This is a genomic window from Cupriavidus sp. Agwp_2, from assembly GCF_040784895.1.
In the GTDB taxonomy this organism is placed as follows: domain Bacteria; phylum Pseudomonadota; class Gammaproteobacteria; order Burkholderiales; family Burkholderiaceae; genus Cupriavidus.
Genome location: NZ_CP088083.1, coordinates 2964913 through 2985465, shown reverse-complemented (window position 1 = coordinate 2985465; position 20553 = coordinate 2964913). Strand labels below are relative to the sequence as shown.

Annotated in this window: 17 protein-coding genes and 1 tRNA gene; 9 read left to right on the top strand and 9 right to left on the bottom strand. The window is 67.4% G+C overall.

Features of this window, described 5'->3' with window-relative positions; all coding sequences use genetic code 11:
* The first annotated feature begins 36 nt into the window (after positions 1-36).
* The 6 genes from hutH to hutG all read left to right on the top strand — a co-directional run bounded on the left by hutH (position 37) and on the right by hutG (position 7715).
* Complete coding sequence (gene hutH, locus LPA45_RS13955) at positions 37-1611, top strand: histidine ammonia-lyase (RefSeq protein WP_317923521.1); 1575 nt, start codon at positions 37-39, stop codon at positions 1609-1611.
* Between the two features lie 208 nt (positions 1612-1819).
* Positions 1820-3520: a urocanate hydratase gene (hutU, locus tag LPA45_RS13950; protein WP_317923520.1), complete on the top strand. Its 1701-nt coding sequence runs from the start codon at positions 1820-1822 to the stop codon at positions 3518-3520.
* Positions 3517-4125 (top strand): HutD family protein, encoded by a 609-nt coding sequence (locus tag LPA45_RS13945; RefSeq protein WP_317923519.1) that lies wholly within the window; start codon positions 3517-3519, stop codon positions 4123-4125. Before hutU ends, LPA45_RS13945 begins: the two co-directional genes overlap by 4 nt.
* On the top strand, positions 4122-5387 hold the full coding sequence (hutI, locus tag LPA45_RS13940) for an imidazolonepropionase (protein WP_317923517.1): 1266 nt from the start codon (positions 4122-4124) through the stop codon (positions 5385-5387). Before LPA45_RS13945 ends, hutI begins: the two co-directional genes overlap by 4 nt.
* Positions 5384-6790 carry a formimidoylglutamate deiminase gene (locus tag LPA45_RS13935; protein ID WP_317923515.1) on the top strand — a complete coding sequence of 469 codons (1407 nt, stop codon included), beginning with the start codon at positions 5384-5386 and terminating at the stop codon, positions 6788-6790. The genes hutI and LPA45_RS13935 overlap by 4 nt, the downstream gene beginning before the upstream one ends.
* A gap of 109 nt (positions 6791-6899) precedes the next feature.
* Positions 6900-7715: an N-formylglutamate deformylase gene (gene hutG / locus LPA45_RS13930; protein WP_116318006.1), complete on the top strand. Its 816-nt coding sequence runs from the start codon at positions 6900-6902 to the stop codon at positions 7713-7715.
* 74 nt (positions 7716-7789) lie between these two features.
* Here hutG and LPA45_RS13925 read toward each other — a convergent pair whose 3' ends face one another.
* From LPA45_RS13925 to LPA45_RS13910, 4 genes are all read right to left on the bottom strand, one after another.
* Entirely contained in the window at positions 7790-9415 is a 1626-nt protein-coding gene (locus tag LPA45_RS13925) for a bifunctional aspartate transaminase/aspartate 4-decarboxylase (RefSeq protein WP_317923513.1), read from the bottom strand.
* Positions 9416-9503: 88 nt separating this feature from the next.
* The gene (aspT, locus tag LPA45_RS13920) at positions 9504-11189 is read right to left on the bottom strand and encodes an aspartate-alanine antiporter (RefSeq protein WP_317923512.1); all 1686 of its coding nucleotides are present in this window, start codon (positions 11187-11189) and stop codon (positions 9504-9506) included.
* Between the two features lie 105 nt (positions 11190-11294).
* The gene (gene aspT / locus LPA45_RS13915; protein ID WP_367395023.1) at positions 11295-12992 is read right to left on the bottom strand and encodes an aspartate-alanine antiporter; all 1698 of its coding nucleotides are present in this window, start codon (positions 12990-12992) and stop codon (positions 11295-11297) included.
* 326 nt (positions 12993-13318) lie between these two features.
* A complete protein-coding gene (locus LPA45_RS13910; protein WP_317922356.1) occupies positions 13319-14068 on the bottom strand; it encodes a M48 family metallopeptidase in 750 nt (249 codons plus the stop codon).
* Positions 14069-14284: 216 nt separating this feature from the next.
* On the opposite strand from LPA45_RS13910, the gene LPA45_RS13905 reads away from it, so the two are divergent.
* A complete protein-coding gene (locus LPA45_RS13905) occupies positions 14285-14488 on the top strand; it encodes a BrnT family toxin (RefSeq protein WP_317922355.1) in 204 nt (67 codons plus the stop codon).
* The gene (locus LPA45_RS13900) at positions 14463-14750 is read left to right on the top strand and encodes a BrnA antitoxin family protein (RefSeq protein ID WP_317922354.1); all 288 of its coding nucleotides are present in this window, start codon (positions 14463-14465) and stop codon (positions 14748-14750) included. The genes LPA45_RS13905 and LPA45_RS13900 overlap by 26 nt, the downstream gene beginning before the upstream one ends.
* 72 nt (positions 14751-14822) lie before the next feature.
* Here LPA45_RS13900 and LPA45_RS13895 read toward each other — a convergent pair.
* Positions 14823-14907: transfer RNA gene (locus tag LPA45_RS13895), tRNA-Leu, on the bottom strand.
* 196 nt (positions 14908-15103) lie between these two features.
* On the opposite strand from LPA45_RS13895, the gene LPA45_RS13890 reads away from it, so the two are divergent.
* Entirely contained in the window at positions 15104-16024 is a 921-nt protein-coding gene (locus tag LPA45_RS13890) for an alpha/beta hydrolase (protein ID WP_317922353.1), read from the top strand.
* A gap of 9 nt (positions 16025-16033) precedes the next feature.
* Here the strand turns inward: LPA45_RS13890 and LPA45_RS13885 are convergent, their stop codons facing one another.
* The 4 genes from LPA45_RS13885 to LPA45_RS13870 form a co-directional block, all read right to left on the bottom strand.
* On the bottom strand, positions 16034-16918 hold the full coding sequence (locus LPA45_RS13885) for an NAD(P)-dependent oxidoreductase (protein ID WP_317922352.1): 885 nt from the start codon (positions 16916-16918) through the stop codon (positions 16034-16036).
* 44 nt (positions 16919-16962) lie between these two features.
* On the bottom strand, positions 16963-18156 hold the full coding sequence (locus LPA45_RS13880; protein WP_317922351.1) for an ABC transporter substrate-binding protein: 1194 nt from the start codon (positions 18154-18156) through the stop codon (positions 16963-16965).
* A 66-nt stretch (positions 18157-18222) separates the two neighbouring features.
* On the bottom strand, positions 18223-19386 hold the full coding sequence (locus tag LPA45_RS13875; protein WP_317922350.1) for a class I SAM-dependent methyltransferase: 1164 nt from the start codon (positions 19384-19386) through the stop codon (positions 18223-18225).
* Between the two features lie 110 nt (positions 19387-19496).
* Positions 19497-20438 (bottom strand): CysB family HTH-type transcriptional regulator, encoded by a 942-nt coding sequence (locus tag LPA45_RS13870; RefSeq protein WP_063240158.1) that lies wholly within the window; start codon positions 20436-20438, stop codon positions 19497-19499.
* Positions 20439-20553: the final 115 nt, after the last annotated feature.

The following is a 20553-nucleotide window of genomic DNA, read 5'->3' as shown; positions in this document are numbered from 1 at the left end:
ATTTTTATCCTAAGCTGTATAGACAGGAACATACAAATGACTGCGAGCCAACACGACCAAGCCTCCCGCCCGCTGCTGACCCTGCAGCCGGGCCAAGTCACCCTGGCCGACCTGCGCCGCATCTACCGCGGCGAAGTGCGCCTGGCCATGGCCGATTCCGCCTGGGCGGGCGTGCGCGCGGCGCAGGCCACCGTGCAGGACATCATCGACGCCGACGCCGTCGTCTACGGCATCAATACCGGCTTTGGCAAGCTGGCGCAGACCCGCATCCCCAACGACAAGCTGGCGCAGCTGCAGCGCAACCTGGTGCTGTCGCACAGCGTCGGTACCGGCCCGGACCTGGCCGGGGACACCGTGCGTTTGATCCTTGCCATCAAGGCGGTCAGCCTCGCGCGCGGCCACTCGGGCATTCGCCCGGAACTGATCGAGGCGCTGCTGGCGCTGGCCAACCACGGCGTGACGCCGTGCATCCCGGCCAAGGGTTCGGTGGGCGCATCGGGCGACCTGGCGCCGCTGGCGCATATGTCGTGCACGCTGATCGGCGTGGGCGACGTGCTGGTCGACGGCAAGCGCTTGCCGGCAGCCGAGGGCCTGGCCCATGCTGGCCTGAAGGCTTTCGAACTGGGCCCGAAGGAAGGCCTGGCGCTGCTCAACGGCACCCAGGTGTCGACCGCGCTGGCGCTGGCCGGCCTGTTCGCCGCCGAGGACACCTTCGCAGCCGGCCTGGTGGCGGGCGCGCTGTCGCTGGAAGCCATCAAGGGCTCGGTCAAGCCGTTCGACGCGCGCATCCATGAGGCCCGCGGCCAGGCCGGCCAGATCGCGGTGGCCAGCGCCGTGCGCGCGATGCTGGATGGCAGCGAGATCGTCGATTCGCACAAGGCCTGCGGCCGCGTGCAGGACCCGTACTCGATCCGTTGCCAGCCGCAGGTGATGGGCGCTTGCCTGGACAACCTGCAGCACGCCGCGCGCATCCTGCAGATCGAAGCCAATGCCGCATCGGACAACCCGCTGGTGTTCCCCGAGCAGGGCGACGTGATCTCCGGTGGCAACTTCCACGCCGAGCCGGTGGCCTTCGCCGCCGACATCATTGCGCTGGCGATCGCGGAGATCGGCGCGATTTCCGAGCGCCGCCTGGCGCTGCTGCTCGATACCGGACTGTCGGGCCTGCCACCGTTCCTGGTGCGCGATGGCGGTTTGAACTCGGGCTTCATGATTGCGCAGGTGACTGCCGCGGCGCTGGCCTCCGAGAACAAGTCGCTGGCGCATCCGTCCAGCGTGGACAGCCTGCCGACTTCGGCCAATCAGGAGGACCATGTGTCGATGGCCACCTACGGCGCGCGCCGGCTGGGCGATATGGCGGCCAACACCGCGGTGGTGGTCGGCATCGAGGCGATGGCTGCGGCGCAGGGCATCGAGTTCCATCGGCCGCTGAAGTCGTCGCCGCTGGTGGAGCAGGAATTGGCCCGCATCCGTGCGCGGGTGGATTTTGTGGAGGGCGACCGCTACCTCGCGCCGGATATCGAAGCGATGAAGCAGTGGGTGGTACAGGGCGATGCGGGGGCTGGGTGGCCTGCCGCCGTGCGGGAAATTTTGCCGACCAACGCGGGTTGAGGCACCGGCCCTCTCCCCCGGCCCCGCTCCCGCGCGCGGGAGGGGGGAGCAAACCGACGGCCGTTCAGGTGCTGTCTGGTGTCTCCCCTCTCCCGCTTGCGGGAGAGGGGCGGGGGAGAGGGCCAGCGCATCCAGTCGCAATCACGTCTCAAGTGGCATCAGCCTGAATCGATCGCGCCACAAGCGCCATCCAAAGGAGAACAAACACATGAACGCTCCCGAATCCCAATCCCTCCAGCGCGGCCAGCGTGAAATCCGCGCCCCGCGCGGCACCCAGCTGCACTGCAAGAACTGGCTGATCGAAGCCGCCTACCGCATGATCCAGAACAACCTTGACCCCGACGTGGCCGAGCGCCCGCAGGACCTGGTGGTGTACGGCGGCATCGGCAAGGCCGCGCGCAACTGGGAATGCTTCGACGCCATCCTCGACAGCCTGCGCCGCCTGGGCGAGGACGAGTCGCTGCTGGTGCAGTCAGGCAAGCCCGTCGGCGTGTTCCGCACGCACCCGGACGCGCCGCGCGTGCTGATCGCCAATTCCAACCTGGTGCCGCACTGGGCCACGTGGGACAAGTTCAATGAACTGGACCGCGCCGGCCTGATGATGTACGGCCAGATGACCGCGGGCTCGTGGATCTACATCGGCACGCAGGGCATCGTGCAGGGCACGTACGAGACCTTTGTCGAAGCCGGTCGCCAGCACTACAACGGCGACCTGTCGGGCAAGTGGATCCTGACCGCCGGTCTCGGCGGCATGGGTGGCGCGCAGCCGCTGGCCGGCGTGCTCGCGGGCGCGTGCGTGCTGGCGATCGAGTGCCAGGAATCGCGCATCGACTTCCGCATCCGCACGCGCTACCTCGACAAGAAGGCCACCACGCTGGACGAGGCGCTGGCGATGATCGCCGAGGCCACGGAAAAGAAGGAGGCGATCTCGGTCGGCCTGCTCGGCAACGCGGCCGACATCGTGCCGGAACTGGCCAGGCGCGCGCAGGCCGGCGGCATGCGTCCGCATATCGTTACCGACCAGACCTCTGCGCATGACCTGGTCAACGGCTATCTGCCGCAAGGCTGGACTGTCGAGCAGTGGGAAGACGCACGCAAGCACGATCCCAAGTCGGTGGAGGCCGCCGCGCGCCCGTCGATCGTCAAGCACGTGCAGGCTATGCTGGATTTCCAGAAAATCGGCGTGCCGACGGTGGACTATGGCAACAACATCCGCCAGGTGGCGTTCGATGAGGGCGTGCAGAACGCCTTCGATTTCCCGGGTTTCGTGCCGGCCTATATCCGCCCGCTGTTCTGCCGCGGCAAGGGCCCGTTCCGCTGGGTCGCGCTGTCGGGCGATCCCGAGGATATCTACAAGACCGACGCCAAGATGAAGGAGCTGTTCCCCGAGGACAAGCACCTGCACCGCTGGCTCGACATGGCGCACGACCGCATTGCGTTCCAGGGCCTGCCGGCGCGTATCTGCTGGGTAGGCCTGGACGAGCGCCACCGCGCCGGCCTGGCCTTCAACGAGATGGTGAAGTCGGGCGAGCTGAAGGCGCCGGTGGTGATCGGCCGCGACCACCTTGACTGCGGCTCGGTGGCCTCGCCCAACCGCGAGACCGAGGCGATGCGCGACGGTTCCGACGCCGTGTCCGACTGGCCGCTGCTGAATGCGCTGCTCAATACCGCCGGAGGCGCCACCTGGGTCAGCCTGCACCACGGCGGCGGCGTGGGCATGGGCTTCTCGCAACACTCCGGCGTGGTGATCGTCTGCGACGGCACCGATGCAGCAGCTAAACGCATCGAGCGCGTGCTGTGGAACGATCCGGCTACCGGCGTGATGCGCCATGCCGATGCGGGCTATGACATCGCCATCGAATGCGCGCATGAGAAGGGCCTGAACCTGCCGATGGTGAAGGGCGTATGAGCACCGTGATGTCGCGGCACTTCGCGCTCGCGGCCATCGACCCGACGCGCTGGAAGAACGGCGGCGGCAACACGCGCGAGATCGCGGTGTGGCCAGCGGGCGCCGGCATGGACGACTTTGTCTGGCGGCTGAGCGTGGCCGATATCGAAGCCGATGGCCCGTTCTCCGCCTTTCCCGGCATCGACCGCCAGATCGTGTTGCTCGACGGCGCTGGCGTGGTGCTTAGCGCCGACGACGGTAGCTTCAGCCACCGGCTCGTGCAGCCGGGTGCGCCGTTTGCGTTCTCGGGCGACACCGGCCTGCAGTCGGCATTGCTCGACGGACCCACGCGCGACTTTAACGTGATGACGCGGCGTGGCCGCTGCCGCGCGCGCGTCGACGCCTTCCGCCACGGGTTTGCCGTCAGCACCGGTGCCGATACGGTTTGCCTGCTTGCCGTGTCCGGCACCTGGCTGGCGCAGGATGCGCAGCCGGCCGCCGCGCTGGAAGCGGGACAAGGTCTGTTGTATGCCGCCGGCGAATCCGCTGGCTGGCAAGCTTTTGCACCGGGCGGCGACGATGCGCTGTGCCTGTGTGTCACGCTGGAAATGGAGTCCGACCAATGACGCTGCCTTCCGTACCCGGCACCGCCACCGCCGCCAGTGCCGATGGTGTCTGGCACAACTGCCACCTGCTGCCCGATGCCGATCCGGTGCGCGCCATCCGCGATGCCGCGCTCGTGGTCGAGCACGGCCGCATTGCCTGGCTCGGCGTCGCGGCCGACTTGCCGCAGGCTTACCGCGACCGGCCGCGCCACGACGCCAACGGCGCATGGATCACGCCGGGACTGGTCGATTGCCACACGCACCTGGTCTACGGCGGCCAGCGCGCCGACGAGTTCGCCATGCGCCTCGCCGGCGCGGGCTATGAGGAAATCGCACGCGCCGGCGGCGGCATCGTCTCGACCGTGCGCGCCACCCGCACCGCCGACGAAGACACGCTGTTCGCGCAGGCCGCTGCGCGATTGCAACCGCTGCTGGCCGAGGGCGTGACCGCCATCGAAATCAAGTCGGGCTACGGCCTCAGCCTCGAAGCCGAGCGCAAGCAGCTGCGCGTGGCACGCCGGCTGGGCGAGCAGTTCGGCGTGTCGGTGCACACCACCTTTCTTGGCGCGCACGCGCTGCCGCCCGAGTACGCTGGCCGCGCCGACGACTACATCGACCTGGTGTGCAATACCATGCTGCCGGCGCTTGCCGAAGAAGGGCTGGTCGACGCCGTCGATGCCTTCTGCGAATCGATCGGTTTCTCGATCGCGCAGACCGAACGCGTCTTCGATGCCGCAGCGCGCCACGGCGTGCGCGTCAAGCTGCACGCCGAGCAGCTCAGCAACCTCGGCGGCGCGGCACTGGCCGCACGCCATCGCGCGCTGTCGGCGGACCACCTCGAGCATCTCGATGAGGCCGGCGTGGCCGCGATGGCCGAAGCCGGCACGGTCGCGGTGCTGCTGCCCGGCGCCTACTATTTCCTGCGCGACACCAACCTGCCGCCGATCGCGCTGTTGCGCCAATACGGCGTGCCGATGGCGATCTCGACCGACCACAACCCTGGCACTTCGCCGGTGACGTCGCTGCTGCTGATGATGAATATGGCCTGTACGCTGTTCCGCCTGACGGTGCCCGAAGCGCTGGCCGGCGTGACCCAGCATGCGGCGCGCGCGCTGGGTGCGTCGGATCGCCACGGCAAGCTGGAAGCGGGGCGCACGGCCGACTTCGTGCTGTGGCGCGTCGATTCGCCGGCGGAGCTGGCGTACTGGTTCGGCCGCAATCCTGCTGCCGCGGTCGTGCGGCAAGGGCGTGTTTATCCGGCGCAGGGAGGCGTATCGGCATGAGCGCATCACAGCTCTTCGCAGACTGGGCCCTGCTGCCCGAAGGCTGGGCGCGCGACGTGCTGCTCGCGTGGGACGAGCAGGGCCGCCTGACCAGCGTGCAAGCCGGCGCCACTGCAAGTGCCGGCGTGCCGCGCGCAGCGGGCCCGGTGCTGCCGGGCATGCCCAACCTGCATTCGCACGCATTCCAGCGCGGCTTTGCCGGGCTGACCGAATGCCGCAGCCGCCCGCATGGCGACAACCCCGCCAGTTCCGATTCGTTCTGGAGCTGGCGCACGCTGATGTACCGTTTCGCGCAGCGGATCTCGCCAGATACGCTGGAAGCCATCGCCACGCAGCTCTACATCGAGATGCTGCGCGCGGGCTACACCAGCGTGTGCGAGTTCCACTACGTCCACCACGACGCCAACGGCAAGCCCTACGCCGATGCCGCCGAGATGTCGCTGCGGCTGCTGCGTGCGGCGCAGCGCACCGGCATCGGCATGACGCTGCTGCCGGTGCTGTACCAGACCGCTGGCTTCGGCGGCAAGCCGCCGCTGGCCGAGCAGCGCCGCTTCCTGCATGACACCGACGCCATGCTGCGGCTGCTGGAGCGCCTGTCGCCGGTGTGCGCGCAAGCCGGCGCACGTCTCGGGCTGGCGCCGCATTCGCTGCGCGCGGTGCCCGAACACAGCCTGCTGCATGCACTGTCGGGGCTGAAGGCGATCGACGCGCAGGCGCCGGTCCATATCCACATTGCCGAGCAGCAGCGCGAAGTCGACGACTGCATCGCCTGGTCTGGCACGCGCCCGGTGACATGGCTGTTCGATCATGTCGATGTCGACGCGCGCTGGTGCCTGGTGCACGCCACGCACATGGACTGGGATGAACGCCGACGCCTCGCGCACAGCGGCGCCGTGGCCGGCATCTGTGCGACCACCGAAGCGAACCTCGGCGACGGCGTGTTCGAGGCGGCGCCTTACCTCGCGCAGCACGGCGCATGGGGCATCGGCTCAGACAGCCATGCCAGCGTCAGCGTGGCCGAGGAACTGCGCCTGTTCGAGTACGGCCAGCGGCTGGGCTTGCAGCAGCGCAACGTACTGGCCTCGGATACCCACCTGCAGGTGGCCGATCGACTCTATCTGGAGGCCGTGGCAGGCGGCGCACGCGCCAGTGGCCGCGACGTGGCCGGGCTGGAACCTGGCCAGCAGGCGGACTTCGTGGTGCTGGACGGTGCGCATCCGACGCTGGCCTGCCTTGATGGCGCGCAGGCGCTGGCCACCCACGTGTTCGCCAACCACGGTCATGAGACACTAGCGGATGTCCGCACCGCCGGCCGCAGCCGCGTGCAGCATGGCGCGCATGCGCTGCAGGCCGAAGCGGCCCAACAGTTCATCGCCGCCCGCGCCGGCCTGCTGGCCGACTGAAGCGCGACAGATTCGCGACGGATTCGCGACGGATTCGCGACTGATTCGCGACTGATACGCGACTGATACGCGACGATTACTGGCACCGCCCAACGCATTGCACCAGAACATGTCCTTCTCCACTGATACCCCCGCCTTCACCCTGCATCGCGGCACGCGCCCGCTGCTCGTATCGATGCCGCACGTCGGCACGCACCTGCCGGCTTCGGTCTCGCAGCGCCTCACCGCCGAGGCCCGCACCGTGCCCGACACCGACTGGCACCTGGAACGCCTGTACGGCTTTGCCCGCGAGCTGGGCGCGTCCGTGCTGGTCGCCACGCATTCGCGCTACGTGGTCGACCTGAACCGTCCGCCCGACAACGCCAACCTGTATCCCGGCCAGGACACCACCGGCCTGTGCCCGGTCGACACCTTCGACAAGACGGCGCTTTATGCCGATGGCAGCAACGGCCCCGACGACGCGGAAATCGCCGCGCGCCGCGACGCGATCTGGCGCCCGTATCATGAAGCGCTGGCCGCGGAACTGGCGCGCCTGAAGGCCGAGCACGGCACCGTCGCGCTGTGGGATGCGCACTCGATCCGCTCGGCGCTGCCGCGCTTCTTCGAGGGCAAGCTGCCGGATTTCAATCTCGGCACGGCCAATGGCGAGAGCTGCGACGCGGGGCTGGCGAACCAGCTGCTCGAACTGGCGAGCGCTGTGCCCGGCCATACCGCGGTGCTCAACGGGCGTTTCAAGGGTGGCTATATCACGCGCCAGTACGGCAAGCCGCAGGATGGCGTGCACGCGGTGCAGCTTGAGCTGTCGCAGTGTGCGTATATGAGCGAGACATATCCGTTCGCCTATGACGAGGCGCGGTCGGCGGGGCTGCAGCCGGCGCTGCAAGGCATGCTGGCCACGGTGCTCGCGTTCGTCGAATCGCGGTAAGACGACTGGCGGGGCGCGTAAGGCATAAAAAGAGCCCGGCTCAGGGCCGGGCTCTCAGGCACGCCAACGAAGGCTTACTTCTTCACGACGTTCTTGTTCGCCTTGCTCCCCGTCGCCGCGTTGTACTTCTCCACATACTCCTCGAACAGCTTGCGGATCGCGCGGCCGATCTTGGCGTAATCAGCTTCATTGAGGTTGGCCAGTGACACCCGGCCGGACGGATGCCGCGTACCGAACCCGCGGCCCGGCAGCAACACCACGCCAGCCTCGTCGGCCAGCTCGAACAGCAGCTCGTTCGGCTCGACCGCCTCCATCACCCATTTGACGAACTCCGGCCCGATCGCCTTGCCGCCGAGCTGCTCGATATCGAGCAGCGTGTAGTAGTCGACCGCGTTCGGGTCATCGCCCTCCGGCGCAATGCCGATCTCGCGGTACAGCGCGGCCTTGCGGCTGCGGATCAGCCGCTTCATCGCGTTCTTGTAGTTGTCCGGCGTGTCCATCAGCGAGAACAGCGAGAACAGCACCATCTGCACCTGCTGCGGCGTGGACAGGCCAGCCGTGTGGTTCAGCGCCACGGTGCGGCTGTCGGCGACCAGGCGGTCGATGAACTTGAGCTTCTCCGGCTCGGTGGTGATCGAGCTGTAGCGCTTGTTCAGCTGCTCGCGCTGCGTTTGCGGCAGCTTGCCGATCTGCAGGTCGAAGACGTTGTCGCGGTGCGTGGCGATCACGCCCAGGCGCCAGCCGGTCGCGCCGAAATACTTGGAGAACGAATACACCAGGATGGTGTTCTTCGGGCACATCGCGAACAGCGAGACAAAGTTGTCGGCAAAGGTGCCGTAGACGTCGTCGGTCAGGATGATCAGGTCGGGGCGCTCTTCGATGATCGAGGCCAGGTACTCCAGGCTCTCGTCGCTCATGCGCACCGACGGCGGGTTGCTCGGGTTGACCAGGAAGAAGGCCTTGACCTTGGGGTCGCGCAGCTTGTCCAGTTCCTTCTTCGAGTATTGCCAGCGCGATTCGGGATCGGCGTCGACGGACAGCTCTTCCAGCTGGTAGTCGTTCAGTTCGGGGATCTCGATGTACGGCGTGAAGATCGGCATGCCGAGCGCGATGGTGTCGCCGGCCTTGAGCAGGTGGTTCTCGCGGATGGTGTTGAACAGGTATGTCATCGCCGCGGTGCCGCCCTCGACCGCGAACAGGTCGAACTCGCCGATGAACGGATGGCTGCCGATCATCTCCTTGCGGATGTACTGGCCGACGATGGTCTCGGACAGCTTCAGCATGCGATCCGGCACGGGATAGTTGCAGGCGAGGATGCCTTCGCACATCTCGTAGAGGAAGTCGCCGGCATTCAGGCCGAGCTGGTCCCGCACGTACGACACCGCGCCGGCCAGGAAATTTACGCCCGGGGTGTCGGCGAACTCGCGCGCGAACAGGTCGAAGCGTTCCTCGATGCCATCGCGGCGCGGAAAGCCGCCGACGCCTTCGGGCATATACGAGAACGAGCGCTCGGACTCGCGCATGGCGAACAGGCCCAGCTGCCAGAAGCCGTGGCGCGGCACGGTGGCGAGGAAGTTGGGGTTGCCGCGGCCCGCATTGAGCATCAGGCGTTCCGCATCGCTGCTGGCAAGCTTGATCAGCTCATCCTTCAGCTCGAACGGGGAGAGGCTGGCCAGCTTGGAGATATCGGGTTTGCTCATGGCTTGCTCCTGTGTAGACGCTTGTCGGTTGGGCTGGCGGGCCGGAATGTCAGGTGGCGGCCCGCGCAGCGTGAAAAGCAGGGAAGGGCTATACGAGGCCAACCACCAGCGGCCCCAGCAGGGTCAGCAGCACGTTGGCGAGCGCGTAGGTGATGGCGAAGGGAACGGTCGGCACCGGGCTTTCGGCCTTGTCGAGGATGCCGCCGAAGGCCGGGTTGGCACTGCGCGACCCGGACAGCGCGCCCGCCAGCAGCGCGGCGTTGTCGTACCTGAGCACGTAGCGGCCGAACAGCATCGTCAGGAACAGCGGCAGCAGCGTCACCACCGCGCCCAGGATGAAGATGGTCAGCCCGCTCTGGCGCAGCGTGGACACGGCCTGCAAGCCTGAGTTGATGCCGACGATGGCGACGAACGCGGCCAGTCCGAAGTCCTTCAGCAACTGGCACGCGGCGGTCGGCATGGCGCCGAACATCTTGTGCTTGGACCGCGCCCAGCCGAATACCAGGCCCGACAGCAGCGCGCCGCCCCCCGCACCCAGCGTCAGCGGGATCGAGCCGACGCGCCAGACCAGCAGGCCGATCAGCAGGCCCACCAGCACGCCGGCGCCGAAGTAGACGAAATCCGTCTTCTCGCTGGGCACCAGCTCGTAGCCGGCCATCTCGGCCGCGCGCCTGGTGTCGGCGGGGGTGCCATACAGCGTGATGATGTCGCCATGCTGCAGCTTCAGTTCGGGCAGCAGCGGCAGCGGGTGGTCATAGCGCTCGATGCGCTCGAGATAGACGCCGTGGCGCATGTCGCGCCCGACCATGTCGACGATCTCGGCCACGGTCTTGTTGTTCATGCCCTTGGCGGTGAACACCACGTTGCGCGACTGCATGACCGCGCCCATGCCGTCGGCGTCGGCCACTTCTGGCCCGATCTGCGCGGCCGTCGGCACGATCGCATCGCGGCGGCCGACCAGCAGTACCAGGTCGTCATGCTGCAGCACGAGGTCCTGCGTGACTTCGAGCTGCTTGCCGCCGCGCTGCACTTTTTCCACGGTCAGCAGGTCCTCGCCGCCGATCTCCAGCTGCGAGACTGTCCTGCCGGAGGCATCGTTCACGCGGTACAGCCGGCCCACCAGGCGCGGCAGCGCGCCGCGCTGGCCCGGGCCGAACTGCGGCAGGCCGCCGTGCAGCTGCGCCTCGACCTTCTTGGCGTCGGTCTTCAGGTCCGACTTCATGAAGCGCGGCAGGATGTTCACGCAGACGATGATCGCGCCGAGCGAGCCGAACACGTAGGTCACGGCGTAGCCGATCGCCACGTTGGCCTGCAGCGTCTTGACCTGGTCGGGCGGCAGGCCCAGCTTGGTGATGGCGTCGCCAGCCGTGCCGATGATCGCCGACTGTGTCATGCCGCCGGCGGCCAGCCCCGCGGCCAGTCCCTTGTCAAGATGGAACAGCTTGGCCAGCACCACCACCGTGACGAGGCCGCACACCGCCATGAAGACCGCCATCGCGATCTCGCGCAGCGAGCTGCGGTTCAGCGAGTTGAAGAACTGCGGACCGCTTTCATAGCCGACTGCGTAGATAAAGACCGCGAACATCACGGCCTTGACGCCATTGTCGATTTCGACGCCGAACTGGCTGATCACCACCGCGGCGAGCAGCGAGCCCGCCACGCCCCCGAGCTGGAAGCGCCCGAAGGTGATTTTGCCGATGGCGTAGCCGACCGCCAGGGAAAGGAAGAGCGCCGATTCGGGCGACTTCTGGAAGATGTCATGCAACCATTCCATCGAAGGCTCCTGAAGCGAGTGATGCGGGTTGGGAGAGGCGTTGCATAGTGTTGGGGTGGTGGTGGGTAAGCGATGTGCGCGGTGTGCGCGGCGGCATTCGTCCGGCTAGCGCGCCAGCGCGCCGGCCATTGCCACCGCGATGGGGCCCAGCAGCGGCAGCAGCACGTTGGAAATGGCATAGGTGATGGTGTAGCCGATCACCGGCGTGCCGTTGCCGGCGGCATTGGTGAGCGCCATGATGGTCGGCGTGCTGCAATGCTGGCCCGCGACCGCGCCGAGCAGGATCGGAGTTTCCAGCTTGAGCCACCAGTGGCCGATCGCCAGCGAGACCGCCGCGGGCACCACCGACACCAGGATGCCGGCCACCGGCAGGATCAGTCCGTATTCGCGCACCAGCTTGACCGCGTCCGGGCCCGCGGAGAGGCCCACCGCGGCAATGAACGTGGCCAGCCCGAAGTCCTTGAGGATCTCCGCCGCAGGCGACGGCAGCGAGCCCACCACCGGCGCGCGTGCGCGCAGCCAGCCGAAGATCAGTCCCGATACCAGGCAGCCGCCGCCGGTGCCCAGCGTCAGGTCGGCCTGGCCCACCTTCACGCTGAACGCACCGATCAGCATGCCCAGCAGCACGCCGATGCCGAGGAACACAAAGTCGGTCTTGATCGTCGGCGTGACCAGGTAGCCAAGCTCCGGCACCACGCGCTGCACGGCTTCCTGCGGGCCGCTCAGCGTCAGCACGTCGCCGCGCCTCAGCACGGTGCTGGGCAGCGTGGGAATGCGATGCTCCATGCGCGTGATGCGCTGGATATAGACCCCGCGTCCCAGCCCCACGTCGACCATCTGGCGCAGCCGCGCCAGCGACAGGCCCGCGACTTCGCGCCGTGTCAGCAATACCTCTTGCTCGGCCTGCACGGCGTCCATGCCGGGTTCGTCGGGCAGCTCGGTGCCGACCTCGGTGCCGACGTTATGTGCGAAGCCGACCATCGCGTCGCGCCGGCCCACGGCCAGGATCACGTCGCCATCGCGCAGGATTTCGTCGGGCGCCGGGCGGAAGGTGTTGCCGCCGCGGCGGATGCGGCGGATGGTGACGCCAAGCTGCACGGTCCGCTCGGCATCGATGACGCTCTTGCCGGCGATCCGTTCGACACGCAGCAAGCGGCCCACCAGCAGCGGCAGCGCGCTGCGCTGGCCCTCACCCATGTCGTTCTCGCCGCCGAGCTTCTGCCACAGCTGCGCGGCGGATTCGCGCAGGTTCACGCGCAGCAGCCACGGGGCGAGCTGGCTGGTGAACAGCACGATCGACACCAGCCCGAACAGGTAGGTCACGCTGTACGCCGTGACGATATTGGTCTGCAGCACGCGTACCTGCTCGGCCGTGACGCCGAGCCGCGCGATCGCTTCGGAAGCGGTGCCGATCACCGCCGACTCGGTGGCGGCACCGGCGAGCAATCCTGCCGCCGTGCCCTGGTCCAGCCGCAGCAGTGGCACCGCGATGGCCAGCAGCGCGAGCAGCACGAACACTTCCACCAGCGACAGCAGGCCAATGCGCCATTCGCGCCCGACATTGGCGAAGAACTGCGGACCGCCGGTGAACCCCAGCGCGAAGATGAACACGGCAAAGGCCACGTTCTTGACGTCGTTGTCGAGCTTCGCGCCGGACTGCCCGATCACCAGCGCAGCGATCAGCGTCCCGCAGATGCCGCCAAGCTGGAACGGACCGAAGCGAATCGCACCGATCGCATGGCCAACCGCGAGCGCAAGGAACAGTGCGATTTCTGGCTGCCCTGCGAGCAGGGCGGAAAGCATTTCCATGGCGCGGTGGCGTGTCCTCGGGGCGGGAAAGACAATGACTGCGATGCCTTGCGAGCCGATGCGCGGACACGGCGCTGGCGCCGCGGTCGCGTGGCAGCACGCGTCTGCATCGACCGGCAAATGCAGCGTGAGGCATTATCTCCGCCGGTTTGGGGCCGGTATATTGAAAGCTTTCTTGGCTGAATTAAGCGCGGTCAACATTCCGCGCGCGGGACCGTGCACGGCATCTGGCGTGATGCGTGCAGCGTCTGGAAGGAGGGGGGCGAGGGGGTGGCCGCCTCACCCGAACGGGTGCGGCGGCACAGCGGGATGCGGCGCGATCAGCGCCCGCCGGCCAGGCGTGCGTCGATATGCTTCGCGCGTTCCAGCGAGCCGGGGTGCGTGCTGAGCATGCTCGACTGCCCGCCGTCGAGCTGCGACATCTTGCGGAACGCAGAAGCCAGCGCCTGCCGGTTGGCGCCGTTCTTGGTCAGCAGGTCGAAGGAATAGTCGTCGGCAGCGGTTTCCTGGCGCTGCGAGAATTGCGCATTGACGAACGTCTCGGCCAACTCTCCGATCTGCGACGACGACAGCGCCGTCAGCGAAGCGATGCTGGTCGATCCCAGCAGGCCGCGCGCAGCCGCGGTGGTATAGGCCACTTGCATCGCCGCCTTGGTGTGACCCAGCGCCACATGGCCGATCTCATGGCCGACCACGCCGCGCACCTCGTCGTCGGTGAGGAAGTCCATCAGCCCGCTGTAGACGCGCACGCATCCATTGGCCATGGCCCAGGCGTTGATGTCCTTGGTAACGTAGACCTTGGCATTGAGCGGCAGCCCAGAATTGCCCAGCCCGCTCATCACATTCGCGAGCCGCTTGGCGTAGGTGCTGTCGGCCGCGGCAATGGTGTTCTTCTGGTCCATTTCCGCGCACGACTGGTCGGACAGCGTCTTGACGTTGGTGTCCGACAGCGTGGCCGCGGTGAACAGGCTGCCGCCGGCCTGGGTCAGGTTTTCCATATTGGCGCCGGCGCAACCAGCCAGCAGGGTGGCGCAGGCGAGGGCGAAGGCGGGGAGGGTGGGCTGCTTCATGGTGAGCTCCGCTGACATTGGCACTGCCATAGGATAGGAATCCATCAGGGCGTCTGCCAGTGGGCGGCGTCCGACACGGCTGGCATGAAGGTACTTTGCCGACGCTAGTCATGCCAACGGGGGAGCGACGATCCCACTTGGCACTAGCTCTTTGTATATACAATAAACAATGCCTCTCCCAAGGGTCGTATATACAATCTGATGTGGAAATCACCTATGACGCTGCCAAGAACGCACGGAATGTCGCCGAACGCGCGCCGGGATTACGGCGAGCCTCGCTATATTGCCGTCGGCTATCTCGGCGGACGCTTGCACGTGTTGTGCTTCACTGAAACCAGCACAGGGATTCGCGTGATCAGCCTGCGCAAAGCCAATCAACGAGAGGTGTACAGCTATGGCAAGACGCGCCCCATTGACTGACGCTGGCGGGGAAGTCCGTGAACTGACCAGCGACGATCTTGAGCAGTTTAGGTCAACCACTGAAGCGCTTCCCGAGTCACTTCGAACCAAACTTGGTGTGCGGGGCCCGCAGAAAGCGCCGATCAAGGTCGCGCTGTCGCTGCGTGTCTCCCCTGAAGTCGTGGAAGCGTTTCGCGCGACAGGAAGGGGTTGGCAAACGCGTATGGATGCTGCGCTGGTCGACTGGCTCAAGACGCACCGTCCAGAGGAACTGACGATGTGACCAGGCCATGCAAGAGGGCGCTAGGAGGAATGCCGCGCGTTGGGACTAGCCGGCGGCAGGCAAACGGAAATCTGGTGCCCGGGGTCGGACTCGAACCGACACGCCTTGCGGCGGGGGATTTTGAGTCCCCTGCGTCTACCTGTTTCACCACCCGGGCAGGTGTGACGGCATCGGAACCGATGCCGGGCTGAGCCGGCGATTATGCCGCAATTCCCCCCGGCCGACAACCGGCCGCCGTGGCGATGGTAATGGCCCGGATAACTTGTGCATGGAGATTGCGGTTAGCATCGCCGTCACCGCGTGCACCACCGATGCCGCGCCAACCAGTCCCGACTCCGCACCCACCCACTGCCATGACCGACCATGCCTCGCTGGCGAGCCTCGCCAGCCTGCCCTCGCAGGATCCCGGCTTCTACGAGCGCGAATACAACAACCGCGCCAACGTTCCAGATAACCCGGCGCATATGGCGCGCTGGGGCGAGTGGTCGGCGCAGGTGCGCGAGCGCGGTGGCTTGATCGCGGACCTGAGCTATGCCGATGCGGGTTCGCGGCATCCGCAGGATGAGACGCTGGACTATTTCCCGGCGTCGGCGGATGGCGGGGCAGCGCCGCCGCTGCTGGTGTTTGTCCACGGCGGCTACTACCGCGCGCTGGACAAGCGCGACCACAGTTTCGTCGCCAGCGTGCTGCCGGCGCAGGGGGTGTCGGTGGCGGTGGTCAACTATTCGCTGGTGCCGTCGGTAACGGTGCCTGACATCGTGCGGCAGGTGCTGCGCAGCGTGGCGTGGCTGTACCTGCAATCCGGCGAGCTGGGGCATGACCGGCAACGGCTGTTCGCCGCCGGGCATTCCGTCGGCGGCCACCTGGTGGCAATGCTGATGGCGGCGCGCTGGCCGCAGCTGGCGCAAGACCTGCCCGCCGACCTGATCAGGGGCGGGCTGTCGGTCAGCGGGTTGTATGACATGGAACCGCTGCGCCGCGCCGCGTTCCTGCAATGCGACCTGCGGCTATCGGACGACGACGTGGCGAGGCTCTCGCCGGCCTACATGACGCCGGCCACTGCCGCGCCGCTGTCGCTCGCGGTGGGCGAACTGGAAGCGGCAGAGTACCACCGCCAGCATGCGCTGATGCGGGCGGCGTGGCCCGCCAACGTCGGCAGTCCGGCCGCGAGCGATCTCGTGCTGCCGGGCTGCCATCACTTCAACGTGCTCGATGGCTTCAATGATGCCGACAGCGCGCTGGTGCGCGCCGTCCTGCGCCTGACGGGCAACTGAGCGTCGGGCTCAGCCCTCCAGCACGCGCAGCAGCGAGGAGGTATCGTCCTTGCCCCAGCCGTTGGCCATCAGCGTGCGCAGCTGCGCCGACGTGGCCTGCATCGCCGGCAGATCCAGGCCGATCTCCTCGGCGATATCGCGCGCCAGCCCGAAGTCCTTGTCGTGCAGCCGCGCCTCGATGCCGGCGGCGAAGTTGCGCGACACCATCTTGGGCCCCATCAGGTCGAGCATGCGGCTGCCCGCCATGCCCGTCGACATGGCTTGCAGCACGCGGCCGGTATCGACGTTCTGCGCCGAGGCAAAGCGCATGGCCTCGGCGATGCCTTCGATATTGACCACCTGCGCGATCTGGTTGCACAGCTTGGCGACCTGGCCGGCGCCGTTGTCGCCGATACGCGTGATGGTCGTGCCCAGCAGTTCCAGCAGCGGCAGCACGCGTTCCAGCACCTCGAGCTTGCCGCCGACCATGATGGTCAGCTTGCCGGATGCGGCGGCCGTGGTGCCACCCGAGACCGGGCAGTCGAGCGCCTCGAGGCCGCGCGCGGCCAGTGCCGCGGCGATCTCGCGCGTGACCACCGGCGAGATCGTGCTGTGGTCGACGCACACCGTGCCAGGCGCCGCGCCGTGGATCACGCCTTGCTCGCCCAGCAGGACTTCGCGCACGTCCTCGGACGAGGTCACGTTGGTGAACACGACGCTGGCGCCGCGCGCCGCCTCGGCGGGCGTGAAGAACGGCTCCGCACCCAGGCCGCGCGCGGCCTCTGCGGCTTCGGGGCGGCGTACGAAGGCGCGCACGGTGTGCCCGGCGGCCAGCAGGTGGCGGACCATGTGCGAGCCCATGGCGCCCAGGCCGATGAAGGCAACAGTGACGGAAGGGGTGGAAGTGGTGGTCATGATGCGATGCTTCCTTTCAGAAGGCCGGGTTCGGCGGGCGATGGCTACTTGTCGCCCGCATAGGCGAACTTGCCGTTGCGGATCACCCCCATCACGCGCGAACGCTGGTCGAAGCCCTGGTGGTCCTTCGCGTTCAGGTTCAGCACGCCGTTGGGGATGGTGAGATTGGTGGTGGATTCGAGCGCGTCGCGCATGGCGGCGCGGAATTCGCGCGTGCCGGGCTGGGCGCCGGTCTTGAGCGCGCGGCGCGCGGCGTCGTCCAGCAGCAGCCACGCGCCCCAGGCGTCGCCGGCAAACTGTGTCACGCTGTCGGCGCCGTACTTGCCCTCGTAGCGGTTGACGAAGTCCAGCGCGACCTTGCGCACGGGGTGGCTCTCGGGCAGCTGGCGCGCCACCACGACCGGCCCGGTCGGGAACAGCGTGCCTTCGACGTCCTTGCCACCCATGCGCAGGAATTCCCAGGTGGCGATGCCGTGGGTCTGATAGACCTTGCCCTTGTAGCCGCGCTCGCCCAGCGTCTTCTGCGGCAGCACCGAGGGCGTGCCGGCGCCGGCGATCAGCACGGCGTCGGGGTTGGCGGCCATCAGCTTGAGCACCTGGCCGGTCACCGAGGTGTCGTTGCGCGAAAAGCGCTCGTTGGCGACGACCTTGATCTTGCGCACCTCGGCCAGCTTCGAGAACTCGCGCCACCAGCTTTCGCCATAGGCGTCGGCAAAGCCGATGAAGCCGACTGTCTTGATACCGTGGTCGCTCATGTACTCCGTCAGCACGGTCGCCATGTGCGAATCGTTCTGCGGCATCTTGAAGGCCCAGCGGCGCTTGGCGTCGGTCTGCGGCTCGACGATCGACGCCGACGCGGCCAGCGCCACCATCGGCGTCTCGCCCTCGGATACGGCGTCGAGCGCGGCCAGTGCGGTCGGCGTGATATTGGGGCCGACGATCACGTCGACCTTTTCCTCGGAAATCAGCTTGCGCACGTTGCGCACCGCCGCGGCCGGGTCGGAGCCGTCGTCCAGGATCACGTAGTGCGCCTTCTGGCCGCCCAGCGTCTGCGGCCACATCAGCACGGTGTTCTTGGAGGGGATGCCGATCGAGGCCGCCGGCCCGGTGGTGGACACGTCGATGCCAACGCGGATATCGGCCAGCGCGGCGGCGCTGGCGCAGAGCAGGGTGGCGAGTAGTGTTGCGGGTAGGGCGGTGGGCAGCAGGCGGGGCAACGCGCGGTGCAACTTCGGCATCTTGTCTCCTCCGGTCTTATTTGTGACGGGAAGGATAGCCGAACTCCGCCTGCATGGGCACGCGCGTCAGCGCACGCCCAGCCGCCAGAGCGTGGTCACCTCGGCCGACCGCGCCGCATGCAGCGGATCGGTGGGGTCGGCGGCGCGCGCATGGCGCGGGCGGATATCGGAGCGGCCCAGCACCTTCAGCCCGGCGGCCTCGATCCAGCCTTCCAGCTGCGCGCGCGGGCGCAGGCCCAGGTGCTCGGCCAGGTCGGACAGCAGCAGCCAGCCTTCGCCGCCGGGCTCCAGGTGGTCGGCCAGGCCGTCGAGGAAGCCGCGCAGCATGGCGCTGTCCGGGTCATAGACGGCACGCTCGACCGGCGAACTCGGCCGGGCCGGCACCCACGGCGGGTTGCACACCACCAGTGGCGCCCGGCCTTCCGGGAACAGGTCGGCCTGCACGATCTCGACCGGGCCGGCGTAGCCGAGCTGGCCGATGTTCTCGCGGGCGCAGGCCAGCGCACGCGGGTCCTGGTCAGTGGCGACGATGCGCTTCACGCCGCGCCGGGCCAGCACCGCGGCCAGCACGCCGGTGCCGGTGCCGATGTCGAAGGCCAGCGCCTTCGACGGCAGCGGCTCGGCGGCGACCAGGTCGACGTACTCGCCCCGCACCGGCGAGAACACGCCGTACCAGGGATGGATGCGGTCTTCCAGCGCCGGGATCTCCACGCCTTTCTTGCGCCATTCGTAGGCGCCGATCATGCCCAGCAACTCGCGCAGCGACGCCACATAGGGCTCGCCTGCGGGGCCGTAGGCCTGTTCACAGGCTTCGCGCACATCGGGCGCGCGGCGCAGCGGCACGCTGTGGTCGGCCTCGAACGGCAGCAGCAGCATGCCCAGTGTGCGGGCGCGCTGCGATTGCGCCAGCCGGTGCAGGTGGAAGGCCTCGGTGGCGGAGCCGGGCGCGCCCTTGGCCTTCTGGCCCGGCCGGCTGGCCTTCTTGGGCTTGCGCTCGGTGCGCCGCGCCAGGGCGTTGAGCAGCTGGCGCGCGTTCTGGAAGTCGCCGCGCCACAGCAGGGCAGTGCCTTCGCAGGCGAGACGGTAGGCGGTGTCGGCGCTGGTGGTGTCATCGGCGACCACCACGCGGCGCGGCGGCGGGTTGCCGGCCTCGGAGCGCCAGGCGGCGCTGCGCTCGGTGCCGTCCTCGGTCCAGTGGATGCGGGGCAGTTCGCTGGTGGCTTCGCTCATGGGTTGGCTCATGGGTTGGCTCACAGCGCCTCCGGCCGGCGCGGCGTGACGGGAATGCAATGCATGTTGGGTTTGCTTCTTATATAGAGAGAGGCGGCGGGGTGCCGCCCTCAGAGTTCGTAGGCTTCGTGCTCGCCCGACATGGCCTGTTCGACCAGCTTGCGGTTCAGTGTCGGCGAGAACAGCTCGATAAAGGTGTAGACAAAGCTGCGCAGGTAGGCGCCCTGCTTGACCGCCAGGTGCGTCACATTGCTGCCGAACAGATGGCCGGCGGAAATCCCGCGCAGGTTGCGGTCGCGCTCGGCATCATAGGCCACGCCGGCGACGATGCCCACGCCCAGGCCGATCTCCACGTAGGTCTTGATCACGTCCGCGTCGATCGCCTCTAGCACGATGTCCGGCTTCAGGTGGCGCAGCTCGAAGGCCTTGTCGATCTTGGGCCGGCCCGCAAAGTTGGGGTCGTAGGTGATCAGCGGGTAGCCCATCAGGTCTTCCAGCGCCAGGTGCTTCTTGTCCAGCAGCGGATGGTCGGGTGGCGTAATCACCATATGCGTCCACTGATAGCCCGGCAACGACACCAGGTTCTTGTCGTCGGTGATGCCTTCCGTGGCGATGCCGATATCGGCCTGGTCATGCAGCAGCATGTCGGCGATCTGCGTCGGGTTGCCTTGCTGGATCGACAGCCGGACCTTGGGGTAGCGCTTGGTGAACTCGCCGATCACCCGTGGCAGCGCATAGCGTGCCTGTGTATGGGTGGTGGCAATGGTGAAGTTGCCCTGGTCCTGTGCGGCATAGTCCATGCCGACCCGCTTCAGGCTCTCGACCTCCTGCAGGATCTTCTCAACGGAGGTGAGAATGCGCCGCCCCGGTTCGGTCAGGCTGCGAATCCGCTTGCCGTGGCGCGTGAAGATATCGACACCCAGCTCTTCCTCCAGCTCGATGATGGCCTTGGACACGCCAGGTTGTGACGTGTAGAGCGCTTTGGCGGCTTCGGTCAGGTTGTAGTTCTGCCGGACGGCCTCACGCACGAAGCGAAACTGGTGGAGGTTCATATAACTCGGGTCGTATAAACAAACAACTTCTTATTAGTTTGAGGTATGAGGCCAGTTTATTACGATTCTCGAACTTTGTTAATGAACGTCCTGCCCTCAGTGCGTCCGCTCGCAG